This window comes from Tabrizicola sp. (assembly GCF_022842145.1).
Lineage (GTDB): Bacteria > Pseudomonadota > Alphaproteobacteria > Rhodobacterales > Rhodobacteraceae > Tabrizicola.
Window position 1 is genome coordinate 292,894 of the sequence record NZ_JALHQD010000001.1, and the last position, 21,228, is coordinate 314,121.

A 21,228-nucleotide genomic window follows, 5' to 3' on the forward strand; every position below is an offset into this window, starting at 1 on the left:
CCCCACGCTTTCACAGCGCATCGTCATCGGTTTCGCCGGTGCGGACCCGCACGGCGTGTTCTACGTCCAGGACGAAAATCTTCCCGTCGCCGATCTTGTCGGTCTTGGCCGTTTTCTGGATGGTCGCGACGACCTGGTCGGACAGCGCATCCGAGACGACGATCTCGAGCCGGACTTTCGGCACGAAGTTCACGGCATATTCGGCGCCCCGGTAGATCTCGGTGTGGCCCGACTGGCTGCCGAACCCCTTGATCTCGGTCACCATCATGCCGCGTACGCCGATCGCGGTCAGCGCCTCGCGGACCTCCTCGAGCTTGAACGGCTTGATTGCTGCGATGATGAGCTTCACGTGTTTCCCCTCTTTCTGGCGGTCCGAAGGAGCGTGGACCTTCGGACCTCATGAGGCGGGGGATTGCTGCGCCTGCACAAGAAAGCGCGGCGCAAAGACAGGCAAACCGGGGGGCTTCGTGCAAATTTTTTGCACTATTTCCGGGCAACGCCTATTTCTTGGGCAGCAAAGCAACGCGAATCGTGGCCTGCCTGACTTCGCTTTCCGGCAAATCCGGGATAAGGTCAGAGCCAATGGGGCCAAAACGGCCCATGTCACGAGTGGCAGAGCAGGCATGGCAATTGGAAATCGGGGGCGCGGCCCCCTTGTCGCAGACAAACGGTATTCGTCCTCGCGCGCCGCCTCTTCGGGCGGCGGGCCGCGGAAGCCTGCGCCGCCGAAAGAGCCGCCACGCCAGCCGCGCAAGCGGATGCGGGCTGCACGGCCTCGGCGACAGCACGGGATGATCATGGGCCTGATCCTGGCGATCTGGCGCGTGGTCTGGGGCATAGCCTGGCGCGGCTCGGCGATCGGCGCGCTGATCCTGGGTGGCTTCGTCTGGTATTACCATGCGCAACTGCCGGAGCTGGAATCGCTGGTCGACGGCCGCGCGCGCGGGTCGGTCACGATGCTGGACCGCGAGGGCGAGGTCTTTGCCTGGCGCGGCGAGACGTTCGGCGGCATGGTTTCCGCGGACAGCGTGTCACCCGATCTGCACGATGCGGTGGTCGCGACCGAGGACCGGCGATTCTACTGGCACTTCGGGATCAGCCCGCGCGGCATCGCCAGCGCGATCCGGATCAACCTTTCGGAAGGGCGCGGCGCGTTCGAGGGCAACGGCGGGTCCACGATCACCCAGCAGACGGCCAAGCTTCTGTGCCTTGGGGTGCAGTGGGACCCGACGAAGTGGAAGTCCGAAGCCGATTACGAAAAGGACTGCCGCCAGGGCGGGATGTGGCGGAAGATCAAGGAAGTGCCCTTCGCGATGGCGATGGAGGCCAAGTATTCCAAGGAAGACATCCTGACGATCTACCTGAACCGGGCCTATCTGGGCGCGGGGGCGCGCGGCTTCGAGGCCGCAGCGCAGCGCTATTTCGGCAAGTCGGCCAAGGAGGTCACCACGGCCGAGGCCGCGATGCTGGCGGGGCTTTTGAAGGCACCGTCCACCTTTGCGCCGACGGCCAGTCTGGAGCGGGCGCAGAACCGTGCGGCGGTGGTGATCGGGCTGATGGAAGAGCAGGGCTATCTGACCAAGGCCGAGGCGGACGAGGCGCGGGCCAATCCGGCGGTGCTGTCGAAGGCGGCAAAGCAGAAGGCCGGGGGCTATTTCGCCGACTGGGTGATGGAGACGACTCCGGACTATCTGGCGCGCGACACGACCGAAGACGTCATCATCGAGACGACGCTGGATCAGGAGATGCAGAAGAAGGCCGAGGAGGCGCTGGTCTGGATCTTCGAGAACAAGGTCAAACCGGGATCGGAAGCCCAGGCCGCCATCGTGGTGATGAGCGCGGATGGTGCGGTCCGCGCGATGGTGGGGGGGCGGAACACGCCCAACGCGGGGGACTTCAACCGGGCGACGCAGGCGCTGCGGCAGACGGGGTCGACGTTCAAGCCCTTCATCTATGCCGTGGCGATGGATCTGGGCTACAGCCCGATGGACTTTGTCGAGGACACGCCGATGTGCATCTACACGGCCGGGTCGGGCGACTGGTGTCCGCAGAACTATGACAAGGAATTCAAGGGCCAGATCACCTTGACCCAGGCGCTGGCTGAAAGTCGGAACATCCCGGCGGTCCGCGTGTCCGAGGCGGTGGGGCGTGACCTTGTCAAGCAGGTGGCGACCGACTTCGGCCTGGCGCAGAACTTCGCCGACGGCCCGGCGCTGGCGCTGGGGGTGTCGGAATCGACGCTGATCGACATGACCGGGGCCTTTGCCGGCATCCTGAACGGGGGCTCTTCGGTCGCGCCTTATGGGTTCGACTCGCTGAAGCTGAAGGGGATGGACGAACCCCTGTTCGGCGCGGGTGGCGGCATCGGCGAGCGGGTGATCTCGGAAGGTGCGGCCCATGCGCTGACCTACATGATGACCGAGGTGCTGAATTCCGGCACCGGGGCACGCGCGCGGCTGGACGACCGCGAGGCGGCGGGCAAGACCGGCACCACGCAAAGCGCGCGGGATGCCTGGTTCGTGGGCTTCACCGCGGACTACGTGGTAGGCGTCTGGATGGGGTACGACGACAACCGCCCGCTGACCGGCGTCACCGGCGGGGGCCTTCCGGCCGAGATCTGGCACGAAGTGATGGTGCGGATCAACGAGGGCGTCGAAGCGAAACCGCTGGTGAAGAACATCCCCGATTCGACCTACGCCCCGGTGGGCGGCAGCGACGGCGCCATTTCAGCCGAAGACGTGCCCTATTTCGAGGACCCGAATGCGCCGATCTTCGACGGCGAGGGCTATCAGGAGCCGCTGCCCGACGCCTATACCGCCCCCCTGCCCGAGGACGTGCCGGTGATCGACGGCCCGCCACCCGAGGGCGCGGTGATGGAAGGTCCGGTCGAGGGCGCAGGCGGCGACCTGGTGGAACAGTTGCTGGACGACGTGCTGGGCAACTGAGTCCTGTCGCTCGAAACTGCCCAAGTTGTCGGGCTTCGCGACGTCAAACCCCGGCCCGCGAGTGCAAGCAACCTATGCGGTGCCACGTTGCGGGAGCTTGGTTAAAGGCTGGGGTCAGTGTCGCGCCAGGCACTGCTACGTCCCTCGTCACGCCACTGTGCGACGAGGAGACGAAGCCGAACGAGGAGCCGCGGTCAGAGCGTCTTGAGGTCGGCGATCAGCCGGTCAAGGTCGCCGCCGCGCTGGTCGAGAAGCGCGCCCATCTCGGTGCGTTCCGAGGCGAGCATGTTCACACCCTCGATGATGATGTTGAAGAACAGGCTCTTGCCGGACTTGTCCGACACATGCCAGCGCACCTCGAACGGGGATTCGCCCTGCAGGCGGGCGGTCGAGATCACCTCGTAGTAGCTTTTCACCGCGCGGGCCTCGGCCACTTCGATCTGGCCGCCCTGGAATTCGCGGAAGCGGCGGCCGTATTTGCGGCTGATGTAGCCCTGGAAGGACTTGGTGTAGGCCGACAGCTGGCCTTTGGAGGCCGAGCGGGCGGCGGTGCCAAGGACCGAGCGCGCGATGGTCGGCACGTCGGCGTAGCGGGTGAACAGCTTTTCGAAGTCCCGCAGCATCGCCCCTTCGGACTTGCCGGAGTTGATGATCGAATTGATGTCCGCCACGGTCTTGTCCACGAGGCCTTTGGCGGCTTCCGCGGTCAGCGCCCGCGCGGGCAGCGGCAGCACGGCCAAAGCCGCAGCGGCGGCGATGCCAGCCGCGAAGCCGCGGCGCGTCAGGGTCATGTCACTTGGCATTAGGGGTCCTCGTAGGGGTCGATGAAGCCATCGTCGCTGGGCGCGTCGCTGGTCTCGTTGCTGGGTGCGTCCGCGTAGGGATCGATGAAGCCGTCGTCACTTTGGCTGTCATCCGTGGCCCCGCGCCCACTGCCCAGCTCGAAGCGCCGGTTCTGGAGATAGAGGAGCCGCGCCTGAGCATAGCTGTCCGCACTGTCATATAGGAGCGAATCCACCGTGTCCGAGAAGCGATCCCGATCACCAAGGCGTGAGAAGAGCTTCAGCACGGTCGCCGCGGTGGCTTCCTTTTCCGGAAGCGCCAGCCGCACCGGATTCAGCGCGACATCGACCACCGCGCCGACGGTGTCACGAACCGTCGAGGGCCCGGCGAGCGGAAGTTCGACGTAAGGCCCCTCGCCCACGCCCCAGACATGCAGCGTCTCGCCGAAATCGGTGGGGTTTTCCGGCAGGCCAAGCTCGGAGGCGATGTCGATGGTGCCGCCCAGCCCGAAGGTCAGGTTCGCGCCAAGCCGCAGCGTGTTCTCGGCCGCGGCGACAAGGCGGAGTTGCAGAAGGTTGTTCGCGATGTCGCCGGGAAGGTCCAGCGTGTCGGCCATGTTGCCCACGGCGCGCTTCAGCGGTTCGGGGACACCGCCGAAGCCTTTCGAGGCCGGGCCGACCAGTGCGCGGTCGACGCCCTTGTTGAAGGTGTGGACCTTGCGATTCGTCGGCTCGAACGGGTCATTGAATCCGTCGCCCGACGGCGCGCCGCCGCAGGCCGCAAGCAGTGCGACCGTGGCAATGGCAAGCGTCGTCCGAAGGACGTGCCCGGAAATAAAGGAAATGTTCAGATCCATGATCCTACTGTGCGGCCATTACGCCGCTAAGCATAGTCTTGCGCCGGCGTTGGCAAGGCATAAGTCCGTGACTTGTCCAACACAACGGTGAAGCGTTGCCCGAACGTCGCGGCTGGCAGGAACACGCCAAGGACAAGGCAATGGCTAGGCCCGTGACCCCTTCGCCCGACCTTACGCCCGGCCTGGCCGAGCTTGCCGCCGCCCGTGCAGCCTCGCGCCGGGCGGTGGTCGTGGCCTTCCTGTTCTCGGCGCTGGTCAACCTTCTTTTGCTGACCGCTCCGCTTTACATGCTGCAGGTCTATGACCGCGTGCTGGTGTCGCGATCGGAAGAGACGTTGCTGGCCCTGTCGCTGCTGATGGCCTTCCTGTTTCTGGTCATGGCGGTGCTCGACCACGCGCGCGGCCGAATCATGGCGCGGGTGGGCGCGCGGTTGCAGGCCGGCCTTGACCAGCGCGTCCTCTCTGCGTCCTTCCGCCGGCTGGCGGTCGCGCCGCAAGATGTGGCCGCGGTGGCGGGGCAACGCGATGTCGATGCGATTGCGCGATTCTGGGCGTCGCCCGTGATGCTTGCGGTGCTTGATGCGCCCTGGGCTCCGCTTTTCGCCGCGGCGATCTTCGTCTTCCATCCCTGGTTGGGGGTGCTGGCCCTGGGCGGTGGTCTGGTGATCGTGGGGCTGAGCTGGCTGAACCAGCGCAGTAGCGAGGTGCCGTCGCAGACCGGCAACCTTGCCGCCCTGGCCGCCGACCGCCAGGCCGAGAACCTGAAGGCCGAGTCCGAGGTGATCCGGGCGCTGGGGATGACCCGGGCGGCCTTTGCGCGGTTGCAGAACTGGCGGGACCAGGCGCTGACCGCCGGGCTGACGGCGTCGGACGCCACGGGCGGCTACACCGTGGCGATCCGGACCTTCCGGCTTTTCCTGCAATCGGCGATGCTGGGGCTCGCGGCCTGGCTTGTCCTGCGGCAAGAGCTTTCGGCGGGCGCGATGATCGCGTCGTCGATCCTGATGGGTCGCGCCTTGCAGCCGGTGGAGCAGGCGGTCGGGCAGTGGCCGGTCGTGACCCGGGCACGGCAGGCCTGGCTGCGTCTTGCCGGTCTGTTGTCCGCCGCACCACCCGAGCCGCCGCGGACGCCCCTGCCGCGACCGCAGGCGATGCTGGAAGTGCGGGGGCTGACCGTGGTCCCGCCGGGTGGCGCGGCCCCGGTCCTGCGCAATCTGGACTTCCGGCTGTTACCGGGTCAGGCCCTGGGGGTGATCGGGGCTTCGGCCTCGGGCAAATCCTCGCTGGCGCGGGCGCTGATCGGGGTCTGGCGACCCGACGCGGGACAGATCAGACTGGGCGGGGCCGCGCTGGACCAGTACGATCCGGACGTCCTGGGCGGTCTGATCGGCTATCTGCCGCAACGGGTCGGGCTGTTCGACGGCACCATCGCCGAGAACATCGCGCGGCTGCAGACCGGCACCGATCCGGACCGGATCATCGCGGCGGCGCAGGCCGCAGCGGCGCACGACATGATCCTTCGACTTCCCGAGGGCTACGACACTCAGGTCGCCAGTATCGGCAGCCGGCTTTCGGGTGGCCAGATCCAGCGCATCGGTCTGGCGCGGGCGCTGTACGGGGATCCCGTGCTTCTGATCCTGGACGAGCCGAATTCCAGCCTGGACAACGAGGGCGGACAGGCTTTGGCGCAGGCGGTCCGGGCTGCAAAGGCGGCGGGTGCCGCGGTCCTGATCATGGCGCATCGCCCGGCCGCCCTGCAGGACTGCGATCTGCTGCTGGTCCTGCAGGATGGCGCGTCGGCGGCCCTCGGTCCGCGCGATGCGGTGCTGCGCCAGATGGTCAGGAACGCGGGCGACATCGGGCGCGCCCCGGCTGCGGCGGGTGTCGCATGAACCGCGCGCTTACGATCCGGGGGCCGGTGATCCTGGGCCTCGCGGCCAGCCTTGTGCTGGTCCTCGGCTTCGGGCTTTGGGCCACGACCGCACGGATTGCCGGCGCGATCATTGCCCCGGGCCAGATCGAGGTGGAGCGGGACCGCCAGATCGTCCAGCATCCCGAAGGCGGGGTGGTCGAGGCGATCCTGGTCGCCGAAGGCGACCGCGTCGCGGCGGGGGACCCGCTCGTGCGCCTGGAAGGTTCGGCGCTCCGCTCGGAAGGCGCCATCATCGACGGCCGGCTGAGCGAGCTTGCGGGCCAGGCCGCAAGACTGCGGGCCGAGCGGGACGGGGCTGCGGTCGTGACCTTCCCCGATGATCTTCTGTCACAAGCCGCGACCTCGCCCACGGTTGCGGCTCAGCTGGACGGCCAGCGTCGCCTCTTCACTGCCCGCCGCGCCACGCGGGAGGACGCGCGACGGCTGCTTTTGCGGCGGATCGACCAGATCCATGCGCAGGCGAAAGGATTGGCGGCCAGCGGCACGGCGCTGCAGACCCAGCTTGACCTGATCGGACAGGAGCTGACGGTCCAGCGCGGCCTGCGTGCCAAGGGCCTTGTTCAGGCCGGAACGGTTCTTGCCCTGGAGCGGGAACAGGCGCGTCTGGCGGGGCAACTGGGTGCGCTGGAGGTCGAAAGGGCACGCAGCGCGGGACAGATCATCGAGACCGAGATCGAGTTGTCCGGGCTGGAGGCCATGCGCCGCGAGCAGGCGACCGCCGACCTTCGCGACATCGACGCGCTGCTTCTGGAACTGGCGGAACAGAAGCGTGCGCTGGACGAACGCATCGCCCGGCTGGACCTGCGCGCCCCGGTGTCCGGTGTGGTCCTGGACCTGCAGGTGACGACGCCGCGCGCGGTTCTGCGGCCCGCCGAGCCGGTGCTTTACCTGGTGCCGCAGGACCGTCCCCTGGTGATCAGCGCCCGCATCGCTCCGCTTTACATCGACGAAGTGGCGGTGGGTCAGGCGGCGGAACTGGTGTTTCCCGCTTTTTCGTCGCGGGTGACGCCGCATCTGCGCGGCACGGTGGTCCTGATCTCGGCTGACGCGCTGCACGACCCGGCAACCGGGGCGCCGCACTACCGCGCGGAACTTGAGCTTGATGCCGGGGAACTGTCCCGGCTTGGCAATCAGGTGCTGCTGCCCGGGATGCCGGTCGAGGTCTTCCTGCAGACCGGGCGCCGCACGCCCTTGGCCTATCTGGTCAAGCCCTTCACCGACTACCTGGGCCGTGCCTTCCGCGAGAGTTGATGACGCCACAGCCGCAAAAGATTATGCGGCGAAACTGCACGACTTCGGCCTTTCTGCTTGGACTGACCCTGAAATGGCCACAAAGCTTGGTCTAGATGCGTACAACCAGAACGAGTCGGCCGGAAGCGGTGTGGAATTGGGCGGAATTGTGGCAAGCGGAACCGCATTGATTGAAGGGTTGCGCAGCAAGCTGCGTCTGACGGCGGTCGTGTCGACCGATGGCTGGGCGCGGACCTGGCTGTCACGGGCGACGGCCGCGGCGGTGCGCGCCTTTCTGGTGATGATCCTGATCGTGGTGCCTTCGGTGATCCTGCCGGGGATCGGCACCGATACCAAGCAGATCGTGGCGCTTGTCGCCCTCTTCGGTGGCGCGCTGGTGTTCTTCGAATACAATGCGGTCTACCCCAGCCTGGTCGAATTCCGCGACGGAGCACCCTACAACCGCATCCGCTTTCTGATGATGCTGACGATCGTGGTGATCCTGTCGGCGATCGTCGCCGACATCGAGCATTCGACCACCATGTCCCGCTTCTTCCATGCCGTGGGGCTGTTGATCGGCGCCTCGCTCGACTTTCCGTATTCTCCGGTCCGGCTGGTCAGCTACATGCTGGAAGCCGACGCCACCGCCGGCCAGATCGCCCAGGTCAAGATCGCGGCCGGCACGGCTTACCTGATCTCGCTCTTTTCGCTGGCCCTGTTCGTCATCGTGCTGAAACTGGTGGGCTGGCCCTCGACCAAGGCGGCGTTCAACGTCTGGGTCAACCTGCCCACCTTCGAGCCGACGGCCGGGGGTGACGTGGTCGACCGCCTGGTGCGCGATTCGCACATGAACCTGGCGGTGGGCTTCCTTCTGCCCTTCGTCATCCCGGCGCTGGTGGCGCTGCTGACCACCGGCATTCCGGCCGAGACGCTGACCTCGCCGCAGACGCTGATCTGGGCGATGGCGCTTTGGGCCTACCTGCCGGCGGCGCTGATCATGCGGGCGGTCGCGATGGCGCGGATCGCCGACATGATCCGCATCAAGCGCGCGGCAAAGCTGGCGGTCCTGGGTGCGATCGAGCCGTCGAAGCTGGACCGCCACAAGGATGACGAGGACGACGATCTTTAGCCGTCTTTTCCTGGTCGCCTGGCTGTTCGCCCAGCCCGCAGCGGCCGAGACGTTGCGGATCGCCACCTGGAACGTATCGCTGGACCGCCAGGGCCCCGGGCTTCTGGTCAAGGACCTTGCCGAGAAGGCGCCGCAGGGGCAGGCGGTGGTCCGGGTGCTGGTCGCCTTGCAAGCGGATGTGGTGCTGCTGACCTCGGTCGATTATGACCGCGGCGGGGTGGCGCTGGGGCTCTTGGCCGACCAGCTTCGCGCCGCCGGGCTGGACTATCCCCACCATTTCGCCTTTCGGCCGAACACCGGACTGCAGACCGGCCATGATCTTGACGGCAACGGCAGGATTGGTGACCCCCGCGACACGCAGGGGTTCGGGCTGTTTTCCGGCCATGCCGGGATGGCGGTGCTATCGCGGCTGCCCATCGACGAAGGAGGGGCGCGCGACTTTTCGGACTTTCTCTGGCGCGACCTGCCGGACGGGTTGTCCGACGACCCGCCAGAACTGGCGTCGGTGCAGCGCCTTGCCACGACGGGCTTCTGGGACGTGCCGGTCGAAACCGCCCTTGGTCCCTTGCACCTTCTGGCCTGGCACGCGACCCCGCCGGTCTTCGATGGGCCCGAGGACCGCAATGGCCGCCGCAACCATGACGAGGCAACTTTCTGGCGGCTGTTCCTGGAGGGTGCGCTGCCGATGCAACCCGCCGACGCGCCCTTCGTGCTATTGGGCGACGGTAACCTTGATCCTGCCGACGGCGACGGCCGGCGCGAGGGGATCGGGGGGCTTCTTGCCCACCCTGCCCTGCAGGACCCCGGACCCGGCGGCAGTCATGGAAGACGCGAACCGGACCAGGCCGGCGACCCGGCGCTGGATACGGTGATCTACGACGACCTTGGCGGGCTGCGGCTGGACTATGTGCTGCCGTCAGCGGACCTGAACGTGGCGGCGGCGGGGGTCCTCTGGCCTGCACCGGACGATCCGCTTTTGCCGGACCTGACCGCCGCCTCGCATCACTTTCCGGTCTGGGTCGACATCAGCCTGCCCTGAAGGTGGCGGGCGATCACCGTGTCGAGGTCGGTGTCCTGCCAGTCCGTCAGCCAGTGCCGCAGGGGTGCTGGGTCCAACCGGTGCGGGTGGTCGTAGAGATACAGCATCTCGCGCAGTTCGCGGGCCAGTTCCCAGACCGGGCTGGCAAGGGTGAAGATCCAGCGCGGGAAGCGTTTGATGCGCATCGGGCGACCGGACAGGCGGGAAATCCGGGCCGCGAGTTCGGAATTGGTAAAGGCATGGCCGCCGAATGGGATGTCGGCATAGGCGGGCAGCGCCTGACCCAGGGCCACCAGCGCCACCGCCGCGCGGGCCATGTCGGGCAGGTAGGCATAGGCGTGCAGAGCATCCGGGTCGCCCAGCGTGGTGACCTTCCCCTTCGCCACCTCACCGAGGATCAGCCGGTTCATCACCATCTGCGGGGCCTCCGGGAGCAGAAAATCCCCGCCGCGGAGCAGGATCGTGCGCTGGCCCTGATCCGCCGCCGCACGGTAGCGCGCCTCCATCTCGGACCGGATGCGGCCCTTGCGGCTGACGGGGCGGTGCGGCGTGTCGGCGTTCCAGGGGCCGGGTTCGATGCCGTAGGGATAGACGTTGCCGGGGATGAGAAGCGTCGCGCCCGAGGCCTTGCCTGCCGCAAGGACCTGGGCGGTGATCTGGGGGATCAGCTGGTCCCAGGCGTGATAGGCGGGCGGGTTCAGGCCGTTGACGATCAGGTCCGCGCCAGTTGCGGCTGCCACCATGTCGGTGCCACGGGTATAGCGACGGACGGTCCAGCCCGCGCCCTGCAAGGCCTGTGCCACCTGCCCGCCGAAGCCCCCCGAAGCGCCAAGGACCAGTGCTGTCTTTGCCATGATGATCTCCCTTTGCAGTAGATATGGCGCGGGCCGTGCGCAAAAGGAATTGCATGAAAACGTGCAGGGGATATTCATCGATGAATGGAGTTGCCTGACTGGTCGCTGATCCGATCCTTCCTTGCCGTGGCCGAAGCCGGGTCGCTGTCCGCGGCCGCCCGCGCGACCGGGATCAGCCAGCCCACACTTGGACGCCACATCCAGGCGATCGAGACGGCGCTGGAGGTCACGCTTTTCACGCGGACTGCACATGGCCAGGCGATGACCGCGGCGGCCCAGGCGCTGCTGCCGTCGGCGCGGGCGATGCAGGCAGCGGCGGCCGAGCTTGCACTGTCCGCCAGGGGACAGGCCTCGGGTATCAACGGAACGGTGCGGATCACCGCAAGCCGCGTCGTGTCGCATCACGTTCTGCCGCCCGTGCTGGCCCGGTTGCGGGCAACGGAGCCGGGCATCCAGATCGAACTTGTCCCCTCGGACACGACGGAGAACCTGCTTTTCGGCGAAGCGGACATTGCGCTGCGCATGTACCGCCCAACGCAACCCGACCTGGTGGCCCGGCAGATCGGCGCGCTGCCGCTGGGGCTTTATGCGGCGCGCAGCTACCTTGACCGCAGGGGCAGGCCGATATCGCCAGACGCGTTGATGGCGCATGACTTCATCGGGCAGGACCGGATGGACCAGATCATCCGGGTGATGCGAATGCTGGGGTTGGACGTCAGCCGCAGCTTCTTTCCGGTCCGCTGCGATGACCCCCTGACCTATGTCGAACTGGTCCGGGCGGGCTGCGGGGTCGGAGGCATCCTGCGGGCGATTGGTGATCCGGACCCGGTTCTGGAACGGATCGACCTGATACCGGACCTGCCCAGCCTGCCGGTCTGGCTGACCGCCGCGCCGCGCCTGCGCCAGTCGCCGCGCTTGCGACGGGTGTGGGACGCGCTGGCCGCAGCCTTCCCCGCTTGAAGTTTTCGGGCTGAAGGGCTAGGCGGACCCCGACACTTTTCGCAGGAGCACGCGCGTGGCAAATCCTTCCCTCCTTATCCTCGCCGGCGACGGCATCGGCCCGGAAGTCATGGCCGAGGTGAAGAAGATCATCGGCTGGATGGGGGCCAAGCGCGGCGTCCACTTCGACGTGTCCGAGGACCTGGTGGGCGGTTGCGCCTATGACGCGCATGGCACCCCGCTGACCGATGCCACGATGGCCAAGGCGCAGGCGGTGGACGCGGTGCTTCTGGGTGCCGTGGGCGGGCCGAAATACGACAGCCTGGACTTTTCCGTCAAACCGGAGCGCGGCCTTCTGCGGCTGCGCAAGGAGATGGACCTTTTTTCCAACCTGCGCCCGGCGCAGTGCTTTGACGCGCTGGCCGATTTCTCGTCGCTGAAGAAGGAAGTTGTTGCGGGTCTGGACATCGTCATCGTCCGCGAATTGACCAGCGGCGTCTACTTCGGCGAGCCGCGCGGGATCTTCAAGGAAGGCAACGAGCGGGTCGGGATCAACACCCAGCGCTACACCGAGTCCGAGATTGCCCGCGTCGCCCGGTCGGCCTTTGAACTCGCCCGCAAGCGCAACAACAAGGTCTGCTCGATGGAGAAGGCCAATGTGATGGAATCTGGCATCCTGTGGCGCGAGGTGGTGCAGGAAGTGCACGACCGCGATTACCCGGATGTCGCGCTGACCCACATGTATGCCGACAACGGAGCGATGCAGCTGTGCCGCTGGCCGAAGCAGTTCGATGTGATCGTGACCGACAACCTCTTTGGCGACGTGCTGTCGGACATGGCCGCGATGCTGACCGGTTCGCTGGGGATGCTGCCCTCGGCCTCGCTTGGTCTGCCGATGGCCAATGGCCGCCCGAAGGCGCTGTATGAGCCAGTGCACGGGTCGGCTCCCGACATCACCGGTCAGGGCAAGGCCAATCCGATCGCCTGCATCCTGTCCTTCGCAATGGCGCTGCGCTATTCCTTCGACCTTGGCGAAGACGCCACGCGGGTCGAGAAGGCGGTCGAAAAGGTCCTGGCAGACGGCGTGCGGACCGCCGACCTGATGGGGCCGGAGGGTGGAACGCCCGTCTCGACCGCGCAGATGGGCGACGCCGTCATCGCAGCACTGGACGCGAGCCTGTAACTGCATGGAAGCATGGCTGATCGACAAGGACTTCGCGAACTACTGGACGGCAGCGCAGCTGTTGCTGAACGGACAGGTTCTGGATCTTTTTGCCGATCACGCCACCTACTTCCGGCATCTCACTGATCGGTTTGGGCCGGACACGAATTGGCGGGCCTGGAGCTATCCGCCGCATTACCTGCTGGCAATCTGGCCGCTTGGGTTCTTTGGCTATGGCACCGCCATGGCAGGGTTCCTGGGCGTGACGCTGGTGGCCTACCTTTGGGCGCTGCGGGCCTTTGTCGGGCCGACCACCATAAGCCTGGCATTGGCGACAGCGATTGTGCTGCCCGCGGTCTTCGACAACATCTATCATGCGCAGAACGGATTTCTGTCGGCGTCCCTGCTACTGGGAGGGCTTGCGCTGCGCATGAAGCGACCTGTCCTCGCCGGTGTCCTGATTGGCTGCCTGACGATCAAGCCGCAGCTTGGCGCGCTGTTGCCGTTGCTTTTGTTGGTCGAGAAGCGCTGGCTGGTGATAGCTTCGGCCTCTCTGACAACGGCGGGGCTGGTCGTCTTGTCCGGTGTGCTATTCGGCTGGGAAAGCTGGAACGGCTATCTGACGCAGACCTTGGCCTATCAGTCGCGGGTCGTGACTGATTTCACCGGGATCTTCCTGGGCATGATGCCGTCCGTCTTCGGTGCTCTGCGCATGCTTGAGGTTGATCCGCAGGTCGCGGCGGCCGTCCATGCGGCGGTCGCGGTTCCGGCCATCGGGATCGCCGGATGGGCGCTGTGGCGTTGCCCGGATGCCGGGCTGCGCGCTGCGCTGACGATCAAGACCACCCTGGTCGCGGTGCCCTACTGGCTGACCTACGACTATGCGATTGCCGCAGCCGCGCTGCTTTTGCTCTGCAACCAGTCCGAGGAGACCCCCGGGGTGCCGTGGCGGCGGTGCAGCCTGATTCTGGTTGCCGCCTGCATGCCCACCGCAGCGATCCCCCTTTGGCTTTTCGGCGTGCCGCTGACGCCGGTGCTGGTCCTGCTTGGCTTCGGCCTTGCGCTGCATGCGGCGATCAGGGCACCAAGGGCGCGGGAGCGGCCTGCCTTCTGACGCGGTCGTCACACAGTACCGTTTATACGGTGACGCCGAAGCCCGAGCTTGTTATGCGTCGCGACAGAGTTGCAAGAACCAGCGTCGCACGACGCCGTCAGGAACCGTAGCCCAACATGCCCATCCTTACTGCGAATGTCCGGGGCGTGCTTCTCGGGCTGGCGGGCTTCGGGTTATTCTCGGTGGCCGATGGCACGATCAAGTTCCTCGGCGGCACCTACCACCCGGTGCAAATCGTGGCTTTTGCAAGCCTCTTCACCCTGCCGCTGGTCGGGCTTCTGTGGCTGAAGACAAGGGCGCGCTTGCATCCGGTGCATCCCTGGCTGATGGCAATCCGGACCGTCGCGTTGATCATCAACGCGCTGATGGTGACCTATGCCTTCACCTCCATGCCGCTGGCCGAAGCCTATGCGATCTTCTTCACGATGCCCCTGGTTTTGACGCTGCTGGCCTGGCCGGTGCTGGGAGACCGGGTCGATGCGCTAAGCGGCGCGGCGGTTCTGCTGGGGCTGCTCGGCGTGATCGTGGCGCTGAATCCGGGCCGGATCGACTTTGGGGTCGGCCATCTTGCCGCCGTCCTGGCGATGCTGATGGCGGCGGTGCACTACCTGATCATCCGCCGGACGGGCAGCGCGGAGTCCTCCGTCGCCATGCTGCTTTATCCGGTGCTGGGGCAATCCATCGCGGCCTTCCTGCTCTTGCCCTCGCGGTATCAGCCGATGCCCCTGCACGACATCGCCACCTTGGCAAGCATTTCGGTCTTTGGCATGGCCGGGACGCTGGCGATGTTCGCGGCCTACCGCATCGCGCCGCCGGTGGTCGTGGCACCCACGCAGTATTCGCAGATCGCCTGGGCCGCGGCCTTTGGAGCCTTGTTCTTTGCCGAGCCGATGACGGCCAGCACGGCCTTCGGCATGGTCATCATCGCCGCGGCGGGCATCCTTGTGGTCTGGCGGCAGGAGCGGCAAAAGACCCTAGCTTGAGCCCCACCCGGCCTTGCATCCACAGCGGGAATGGCGCAACAGTGTTTCCGCTAACGCGGCGTACCGAACGCGCCACAGCTCCGGATTTTTCGTATGTCTCCTTCGCTTCGCGGTGCGCTTCTGTCGCTGGCCGCCTTTGCCGCTTATGCCACCCACGATGTCGTGGTGAAGTATCTGGGCGGCACCTATTCCGCCTTCCAGACCATGTTCTTCGCCGGGCTGATGGGCTTTCCTCTGGTCACCGTGCTTCTCCTGAGCGACCGGCGGGACGGGACACTGATCCCCAAGCACATCTGGTGGACGGCGATCCGCACGGTCAGCGCCGTCGTGACCGAGGTGATGGGGTTCTATGCCTTTTCGGTCCTGCCGATGGCGACCTGCTACGCGATCTTCTTCGCGATGCCGCTGTTCATCACCCTGATGGCCATTCCCATGCTGGGCGAGAAGGTCGGCATGCGCCGCGGCATCGCTGTCATGGTGGGTCTTCTGGGCGTGCTGATCGTCCTGCGGCCCGGCAGCGGGGACGGCTTTTCGCTGGGCCACCTTGCCGCGCTGGGCGCGGCGACCACGGGATCGCTGAGTTCGATCATCGTGCGCAAGATCGGCCGGGATGAACGGTCGGTCGTGCTGATGCTGTACCCGATGGTGCTGACCTTCGTGGCAACCGGCGCGACGATGCCCTTCGTCTACCAGCCGATGCCGGTCGAGGATCTGGCGCTGACTGCGGTGATGGCCTTCCTGGGCATGATCGGCGCGCTTGCCAGCATTGCCGCCTACCGCATCGCGGCGGCGATCATTGTGGCGCCGATGCAGTATTCCCAGATCATCTGGGCCGTGCTGTACGGCTGGCTGTTCTTCGACGAGCGCGTGGACTTCTACACGGCCATCGGGTCGTCGGTGATCATCGCTTCGGGCATCTACATCGTCCTGCGCGAGGATACGCCGCAGGTCAGCCAGAACCGCCCGGTGCTGGAAAACCGCACCCGCCTGGAGATCGGCACCCTGCCCCGGATTTCCAGCTGGCTGAAGCGGTTCGATCGCGGCGGCGATCAGGCCTGAGGCCTCTTGCCAAAGCGCGGCGGACGGGGTAACCCCCCGCCACGGTCGGAGCGTAGCGCAGTCTGGTAGCGCACCTGCTTCGGGAGCAGGGGGTCGGAGGTTCGAATCCTCTCGCTCCGACCAAATCTAAAAATCCCGAAAAATCAAATAATTACACAAAGTGAGTTTGCGCGTCAGGAACAGTTTCCCGGACTGCTCGCGCGGACCTTTTCAGCAGACGGTCGGCCTATGTCGAGATGCACCCAAGATTGAACGAGCGTGCGCTTACCACTCGTCCGACCTGATTCTTCGCCTGGGGACGGCTGACAGTTCCTCAGTCACATTTCACTTGTGTCGGGAAGCAGCAGCAGAGCCCGAATCCGCGCATCGGTTCCCTCCGGATCATGCGCGCTCGGGTGGTTCTGTCTGCCTTCAACCAAAACAAGTTGATGGTGTCGCGTCGCACGTCGCAGACGCATGCCAATCAGGGTAGTCGCATATCGGCGATACCATTATCTTCGTAATTCCCGCAACCGAGACCGAGCGCCGCGGGCTGAACGCGTTGCGCAAAGCATCGGACGTATCCGCATGACTCAAACGGAGCGAAGCTTCCTTTCGATCGTCGACAGTTCGGCCCGGACCTCGGTCAGTGCCTTGCATGGAGGAGGCAGTGTTTGAAAGTTCTCTTGCGGTTGCCATCCGTTAGGCATTGACTCCAGTCACCCGCTTTCATCCAATCGGCACAGAGTCTGGCGCTTGGCGCCGCCTCAACTATCGAACACAGGGAGATAGACGATGCACCTGAAGCATGGATTTGGCCGTGCAGCAGCCCTTGCTGCGCTGATGGCCGGGACTGCACCCATGGCACTTATGGCCGAAACCCCGGCGGACACGCTGGTGGTGGCCGATGCCATCGACGACATCGTGTCGATCGACCCGCATGAAGCGTTCGAATTCTCGGGCGTGGACCTGAACAACAACACCTATGATACCCTGATCGAGCTGGACCCGACCAAGCCCGGCGAACTGGTCCCAGGACTGGCCGAAAGCTGGTCGGTGGCGGACGACGGCATGACCTATACCTTCAAGATCAAGTCGGGCATCACCTTCTCGTCCGGCAACCCGCTGACGGCGGAAGACGCGGCGGGATCGCTGCGCCGCGTGGTCAAGCTGAACAAGACGCCGGCCTTCATCCTGACCCAGTTCGGCCTGACTCCGGAAAACGTCGACCAGATGATCACCTTCGAGGGCGACACCGTCACCCTCAAGACGGACAAGGCCTATGCGCCGTCCTTCGTCTACAACTGCCTTACCGCCGGGGTGGCGAACATCGTCGACATGAAGACCGTCATGGCGAACGAGGCCGAAGGCGACATGGGCAATGCCTGGCTCAAGGCGAACAGCGCCGGGACCGGAGCCTATGTGCTGCGGTCGTTCAAGCCGAACGAGGGCTATGTGCTTGAGGCTCGCACGGGGCACTGGCGCGGCGACGCGAAGATCAAGAACGTGTTCATGCAGCACGTCCCGGAAGGTGCGACCCAGCGCCTGCTGCTGGAAAAGGGCGACATCGACATCGGCCGGGAGCTGACCCCGACGGACATCGCCGGGTTCGAGGGCAACGCCGACATCAAGGTGCAGAACGACGTGGGCGGCCAGGTCTACTATCTGGCGCTGAACCAAAAGAAGGCCGAGCTGGCCAACCCCAAGGTTCAGGAAGCAATGCGTTGGGCGGTCGACTATGTCGGCATGACCGACAGCATCCTGAAGGGCCAGTGGGTCGTCCACCAGGCCTTCCTGCCGCAGGGCTTCCTGGGTGCTCTGACCGAGACGCCCTATAGCCTGGACGTGGAAAAGGCCAAGGCGCTGATGGCGGAATCGGGCGTCACCCTGCCGCTGGAGGTGAAGTTCACCGTCCGCAACAACCAGGAACGGCTGGACATCGCCACCTCGCTGCAGAACACCTTTGCGCAAATCGGCGTCAACCTTGTCCTCGACGTCGGTGACGGCGCGCAGGGGCTGGAAGTCTACCGTGGTCGCACGCACGAGATCACCTTGCAGACCTGGGGGCCGGATTACCCCGATCCCCACACCAACGCTTCGACCTTCGCGATGAACCCCGACAACTCGGACGAGGCCGGAAACACCGGTTACCTCGCATGGCGCACGGCCTGGGAGCCGGGGGAGCTGCATGCGATGACCGAAGCGGCCGTGGTCGAGAAGGACACCGAGAAGCGCAAGGCGATGTATGAGGAAATCCAGCGCAAGCATCGCGACAACTCGGCCTTCGTGATGATGTTCCAGCAAGCCCGCCAAGACGCGGTGCGCGCCAATGTGGCGGGTTTCTATGCCGGTGGGGCGACCGACTCGGCGTCCTACTGGACCGTCACCAAGTAAGCGACCGGGCCGCCGCCCCACCCGGCGGCGGCCCGATTACCGCATGACCTCCACTCCCGCCCCGCCGCCGCGCAACCGTCTGCTTCCCGTCGTGACGCAGATCCTGCTTGGGCTTGGCACCCTGGCCATCACCCTTCTGGGGCTGTTGCTAATCACCTTCGTCATTGCCCGTGTCGTGCCGACCGACCCGGTGCTGTCGATCGTCGGCGAGCGCGCGACCGAGGCGCAGATCGCCGCGATCCGCGAGAAGCTGGGTCTCGACCTGCCGCTGTGGCAGCAGTTCTTCATCTACGTCTGGGATGCGATGCGCGGCGATCTTGGCACTTCGATCAAGACCGGGGCGCCCGTCGCCTCGGAAATCGCGCGCTATTTCCCCGCCACGCTGGAGCTTGCGACGCTGGGCACGATCTTCGGCACGCTGGTCGGTGTGCCCGCAGGCGTGCTCGCCGCGACCCGGCCCGGCAGCATTGCCGACCAGATCGTCCGGGTTGTCGGCCTGATGGGCTATTCGATGCCGGTGTTCTGGCTGGGCCTGATTGGCTTGCTGGTGTTCTACGGCCAGTTGGACTGGGTGTCCGGGCCTGGGCGGCTGGACCCGACCTATGACATGATGATGGAATTCACCCTGACCAGTTACACCGGCATGATCCTGATCGACAGCGCGCTGAACGGCGCCTGGGACGTGTTCGGCAACGCGGTCAGCCACATCATCCTGCCCGCGGGCCTGCTGGGCTATGTCTCGATGGCCTACATCAGCCGGATGACCCGCAGCTTCATGATGAACGAGCTTGGCCAGGAATACATCACCACCGCCCGGGTCAAGGGAATGCCGGAATGGCGGGTGGTCTGGGTGCATGCGATGAAGAACGTGGCTGTGCCGCTGATCACCGTCATCGCCCTGTCCTACGCCTACCTTCTGGAAGGGTCGGTCCTGACCGAGACGATCTTCGCTTGGCCCGGCCTTGGCAGCTATATCACCGATGCGCTTTTCTCGGCCGACATGCCAGCAGTCCTGGGCGGCACCGTGGTCGTCGGCGTGGTCTTCGTTACGCTGAACATGGCGTCGGACATCCTGTACCGGCTGGTCGATCCGAGGGCGCGGACATGACGGCACTTCGCGCCTGGCTGAGTGACCCGAACCCCGCCTCGCGGCGGCAGGCGCGGCTGGGGCAAGCCTGGCTCGCCTGGCAGCGCATCCAGCGTAACCGGCTGGCGATGGCGGGGCTGATCATCGTTGCGATCCTGCTTCTGGTCGCGGCCTTTGCCCCGCTGATCGCCCCGCATGATCCCCTGACCCAGGACCTGACGCGCCGGTTGCTACCGCCCGGCACGCCCGGCAACCTGCTTGGAACCGACGACTTCGGCCGGGATATCCTGTCGCGCATCATCTATGGCGCGCGGATTACCCTATACATCATCGCGCTGGTGGCCGTGACTGCCCCGGTCCTTGGCCTGCTGATCGGCACCGTCGCGGGATACTTCGGTGGCTGGATCGACGCCATCCTGATGCGCGTGACGGACATCTTCCTGGCCTTTCCCCGGCTGATCCTGGCACTTGCCCTTGTCGCCGTCCTTGGCCCCGGCATCGAGAACGCCGTCCTCGCCATCGCGCTGACCGCCTGGCCGCCCTATGCCCGCGTCGCAAGAGCCGAGACTTTGACGGTCCGCTCCTCGGACTACATCGCCGCGATCCGACTGCAGGGGGCCGGCGCGCCCCGTATCATCGCGGGCCACGTGGTGCCGATGTGCCTGCCGTCGGTCATCATCCGGGTCACGCTGGACATGGCCGGCGTCATCCTGATCGCCGCCGGTCTTGGTTTTCTTGGCCTCGGCGTCCTGCCGCCCACACCCGAATGGGGCCTGATGATCTCGTCCGGCCGGAAATACCTCTTTGAACAATGGTGGGTCGCCACGATGCCGGGCCTTGCGATCTTCATCGTCAGCCTTGGCTTCAACCTGTTGGGGGACGGCCTGCGTGACGTCCTGGACCCGCGGAGTGCGTCGCGATGAGCCTTCTTGAGGTCAGGAACCTGCGTGTCACCTTCGACACCGAGACCGGCCTGGTGCAGGCGGTCCGCGGCGTGTCGTTTTCGCTGGGCCATGAACGGCTTGGGATCGTGGGCGAATCCGGTTCGGGGAAGACGATGACCGGCCGGGCCGTGCTGCGGTTGATCCGCCCGCCCGGCCGGATCGAGGCCGATGCAATGACCTTCGACGGCCAGGACATCCTGCATGCCTCGGAACGCGAGATGCGCGCCCTGCGCGGCAAGCGCATCGGCATGGTGATGCAGGACCCGAAATACTCGCTGAACCCGGTGATGACCGTGGGCCGCCAGCTGACCGAAGGCCTGCGCCTGCGCGACGGGCTGGGCCGGGCCGACGCCACCGCCAAGGCCATCGCCGCACTGGAAGCCGTGCAGATCCGCGACCCGGGTCGGGTGATGGATGCCTACCCGCACGAACTGTCGGGCGGGATGGGCCAGCGCGTGATGATCGCGATGATGCTGATCCCGGAGCCCGAGCTTCTGATCGCCGACGAACCCACAAGTGCGTTGGATGTGACGGTTCAGGCCGAGGTGCTGTCGATCCTTGACCGGCTGGTCCGCGACCGCGGCATGGGCCTGATCTTCATCAGCCACGACCTGCGGCTGGTGGCCCGGTTCTGTGACCGGGTCCTTGTCATGCACAAGGGGCTGGTGGTGGAGGAGATCGCGGCTTCCCGGCTTCTCGACGCAAAGCACCCCTATACCAAGGGCCTGCTGAACTGCCTGCCCCGGATCGGCGGCCCGCGGGGGCCGCTGCCGGTTCTGGACCGGGCCGGGATCTGAC

18 protein-coding genes and 1 tRNA gene are annotated in these 21,228 nt (G+C 65.9%); 15 read left to right on the forward strand and 4 right to left on the reverse strand.

The features are described from left to right. Window positions 1-10: 10 nt before the first annotated feature. The gene (locus Q0C42_RS01475; protein WP_137111689.1) at window positions 11-349 is read right to left on the reverse strand and encodes a P-II family nitrogen regulator; all 339 of its coding nucleotides are present in this window, start codon (window positions 347-349) and stop codon (window positions 11-13) included. 274 nt (window positions 350-623) lie between these two features. Between Q0C42_RS01475 and Q0C42_RS01480 the strand changes: the two genes are divergently transcribed. Further along, entirely contained in the window at window positions 624-2,945 is a 2,322-nt protein-coding gene (locus tag Q0C42_RS01480; RefSeq protein WP_295070950.1) for a transglycosylase domain-containing protein, read from the forward strand. 194 nt (window positions 2,946-3,139) lie between these two features. Here Q0C42_RS01480 and Q0C42_RS01485 read toward each other — a convergent pair whose 3' ends face one another. Together Q0C42_RS01485 and Q0C42_RS01490 are read right to left on the reverse strand one after the other, a co-directional pair. Beyond that, entirely contained in the window at window positions 3,140-3,748 is a 609-nt protein-coding gene (locus Q0C42_RS01485) for a phospholipid-binding protein MlaC (protein ID WP_295070953.1), read from the reverse strand. After that, window positions 3,748-4,584 (reverse strand): VacJ family lipoprotein, encoded by an 837-nt coding sequence (locus Q0C42_RS01490; protein ID WP_295070955.1) that lies wholly within the window; start codon window positions 4,582-4,584, stop codon window positions 3,748-3,750. The genes Q0C42_RS01485 and Q0C42_RS01490 overlap by 1 nt, the downstream gene beginning before the upstream one ends. A gap of 140 nt (window positions 4,585-4,724) precedes the next feature. Here Q0C42_RS01490 and Q0C42_RS01495 point away from each other — a divergent pair, with 140 nt between their 5' ends. From Q0C42_RS01495 to Q0C42_RS01510, 4 genes are all read left to right on the forward strand, one after another. Continuing rightward, window positions 4,725-6,476, forward strand: coding sequence for a type I secretion system permease/ATPase (locus Q0C42_RS01495; RefSeq protein WP_295070958.1), 1,752 nt, complete (start codon window positions 4,725-4,727; stop codon window positions 6,474-6,476). Next, a complete protein-coding gene (locus tag Q0C42_RS01500; protein ID WP_295070960.1) occupies window positions 6,473-7,768 on the forward strand; it encodes an HlyD family type I secretion periplasmic adaptor subunit in 1,296 nt (431 codons plus the stop codon). Before Q0C42_RS01495 ends, Q0C42_RS01500 begins: the two co-directional genes overlap by 4 nt. Window positions 7,769-7,946: 178 nt before the next feature. Then, window positions 7,947-8,876, forward strand: coding sequence for a hypothetical protein (locus Q0C42_RS01505; protein WP_295070963.1), 930 nt, complete (start codon window positions 7,947-7,949; stop codon window positions 8,874-8,876). Then, window positions 8,854-9,915: an endonuclease/exonuclease/phosphatase family protein gene (locus tag Q0C42_RS01510; RefSeq protein WP_295070966.1), complete on the forward strand. Its 1,062-nt coding sequence runs from the start codon at window positions 8,854-8,856 to the stop codon at window positions 9,913-9,915. The genes Q0C42_RS01505 and Q0C42_RS01510 overlap by 23 nt, the downstream gene beginning before the upstream one ends. Here the strand turns inward: Q0C42_RS01510 and Q0C42_RS01515 are convergent. Beyond that, on the reverse strand, window positions 9,879-10,769 hold the full coding sequence (locus Q0C42_RS01515) for an epimerase (RefSeq protein WP_295070969.1): 891 nt from the start codon (window positions 10,767-10,769) through the stop codon (window positions 9,879-9,881). The two genes, Q0C42_RS01510 and Q0C42_RS01515, sit on opposite strands and share 37 nt — an antisense overlap. Window positions 10,770-10,853: 84 nt before the next feature. On the opposite strand from Q0C42_RS01515, the gene Q0C42_RS01520 reads away from it, so the two are divergent. The 10 genes from Q0C42_RS01520 (at window position 10,854) to Q0C42_RS01565 (ending at window position 21,227) form a co-directional block, all read left to right on the forward strand. Further along, a complete protein-coding gene (locus Q0C42_RS01520) occupies window positions 10,854-11,729 on the forward strand; it encodes a LysR family transcriptional regulator (RefSeq protein WP_295070971.1) in 876 nt (291 codons plus the stop codon). Between the two features lie 55 nt (window positions 11,730-11,784). Beyond that, complete coding sequence (leuB, locus tag Q0C42_RS01525) at window positions 11,785-12,891, forward strand: 3-isopropylmalate dehydrogenase (protein WP_295070973.1); 1,107 nt, start codon at window positions 11,785-11,787, stop codon at window positions 12,889-12,891. Window positions 12,892-12,895: 4 nt separating this feature from the next. Next, the gene (locus tag Q0C42_RS01530) at window positions 12,896-13,984 is read left to right on the forward strand and encodes a glycosyltransferase family 87 protein (RefSeq protein ID WP_295070976.1); all 1,089 of its coding nucleotides are present in this window, start codon (window positions 12,896-12,898) and stop codon (window positions 13,982-13,984) included. 116 nt (window positions 13,985-14,100) lie between these two features. Next, window positions 14,101-14,967, forward strand: a complete 867-nt coding sequence (locus Q0C42_RS01535; protein WP_295070979.1) for a DMT family transporter — start codon at window positions 14,101-14,103, stop codon at window positions 14,965-14,967. Window positions 14,968-15,060: 93 nt separating this feature from the next. Beyond that, window positions 15,061-16,026: a DMT family transporter gene (locus Q0C42_RS01540; protein WP_295070982.1), complete on the forward strand. Its 966-nt coding sequence runs from the start codon at window positions 15,061-15,063 to the stop codon at window positions 16,024-16,026. A gap of 46 nt (window positions 16,027-16,072) precedes the next feature. Then, a tRNA-Pro gene (locus tag Q0C42_RS01545) sits at window positions 16,073-16,149 on the forward strand. A gap of 651 nt (window positions 16,150-16,800) precedes the next feature. Continuing rightward, window positions 16,801-18,399, forward strand: coding sequence for an ABC transporter substrate-binding protein (locus Q0C42_RS01550; RefSeq protein ID WP_295070985.1), 1,599 nt, complete (start codon window positions 16,801-16,803; stop codon window positions 18,397-18,399). 43 nt (window positions 18,400-18,442) lie between these two features. Continuing rightward, complete coding sequence (locus Q0C42_RS01555) at window positions 18,443-19,507, forward strand: ABC transporter permease (protein WP_295070989.1); 1,065 nt, start codon at window positions 18,443-18,445, stop codon at window positions 19,505-19,507. Beyond that, window positions 19,504-20,409 carry an ABC transporter permease gene (locus Q0C42_RS01560; protein WP_295070992.1) on the forward strand — a complete coding sequence of 302 codons (906 nt, stop codon included), beginning with the start codon at window positions 19,504-19,506 and terminating at the stop codon, window positions 20,407-20,409. Before Q0C42_RS01555 ends, Q0C42_RS01560 begins: the two co-directional genes overlap by 4 nt. Beyond that, window positions 20,406-21,227 (forward strand): ABC transporter ATP-binding protein, encoded by an 822-nt coding sequence (locus Q0C42_RS01565; protein WP_295070995.1) that lies wholly within the window; start codon window positions 20,406-20,408, stop codon window positions 21,225-21,227. The genes Q0C42_RS01560 and Q0C42_RS01565 overlap by 4 nt, the downstream gene beginning before the upstream one ends. Window position 21,228: the final 1 nt, after the last annotated feature.

What these genes read in the sequence shown, in the direction of transcription:
- Q0C42_RS01495 (WP_295070958.1), top strand. Translation starts at nt 4,725, where the DNA reads ATGGCTAGGCCCGTGACCCCTTCGCCCGACCTTACGCCCGGCCTGGCC.
- Q0C42_RS01530 (WP_295070976.1), top strand. Translation starts at nt 12,896, where the DNA reads ATGGAAGCATGGCTGATCGACAAGGACTTCGCGAACTACTGGACGGCA.
- Q0C42_RS01555 (WP_295070989.1), top strand. Translation starts at nt 18,443, where the DNA reads ATGACCTCCACTCCCGCCCCGCCGCCGCGCAACCGTCTGCTTCCCGTC.
- Q0C42_RS01485 (WP_295070953.1), bottom strand. Translation starts at nt 3,748, where the DNA reads ATGCCAAGTGACATGACCCTGACGCGCCGCGGCTTCGCGGCTGGCATC.
- Q0C42_RS01510 (WP_295070966.1), top strand. Translation starts at nt 8,854, where the DNA reads ATGACGAGGACGACGATCTTTAGCCGTCTTTTCCTGGTCGCCTGGCTG.
- Q0C42_RS01515 (WP_295070969.1), bottom strand. Translation starts at nt 10,769, where the DNA reads ATGGCAAAGACAGCACTGGTCCTTGGCGCTTCGGGGGGCTTCGGCGGG.
- Q0C42_RS01480 (WP_295070950.1), top strand. Translation starts at nt 624, where the DNA reads ATGGCAATTGGAAATCGGGGGCGCGGCCCCCTTGTCGCAGACAAACGG.
- Q0C42_RS01550 (WP_295070985.1), top strand. Translation starts at nt 16,801, where the DNA reads ATGCACCTGAAGCATGGATTTGGCCGTGCAGCAGCCCTTGCTGCGCTG.
- Q0C42_RS01535 (WP_295070979.1), top strand. Translation starts at nt 14,101, where the DNA reads ATGCCCATCCTTACTGCGAATGTCCGGGGCGTGCTTCTCGGGCTGGCG.
- Q0C42_RS01560 (WP_295070992.1), top strand. Translation starts at nt 19,504, where the DNA reads ATGACGGCACTTCGCGCCTGGCTGAGTGACCCGAACCCCGCCTCGCGG.
- Q0C42_RS01500 (WP_295070960.1), top strand. Translation starts at nt 6,473, where the DNA reads ATGAACCGCGCGCTTACGATCCGGGGGCCGGTGATCCTGGGCCTCGCG.
- Q0C42_RS01540 (WP_295070982.1), top strand. Translation starts at nt 15,061, where the DNA reads ATGTCTCCTTCGCTTCGCGGTGCGCTTCTGTCGCTGGCCGCCTTTGCC.
- Q0C42_RS01565 (WP_295070995.1), top strand. Translation starts at nt 20,406, where the DNA reads ATGAGCCTTCTTGAGGTCAGGAACCTGCGTGTCACCTTCGACACCGAG.
- Q0C42_RS01490 (WP_295070955.1), bottom strand. Translation starts at nt 4,584, where the DNA reads ATGGATCTGAACATTTCCTTTATTTCCGGGCACGTCCTTCGGACGACG.
- Q0C42_RS01520 (WP_295070971.1), top strand. Translation starts at nt 10,854, where the DNA reads ATGGAGTTGCCTGACTGGTCGCTGATCCGATCCTTCCTTGCCGTGGCC.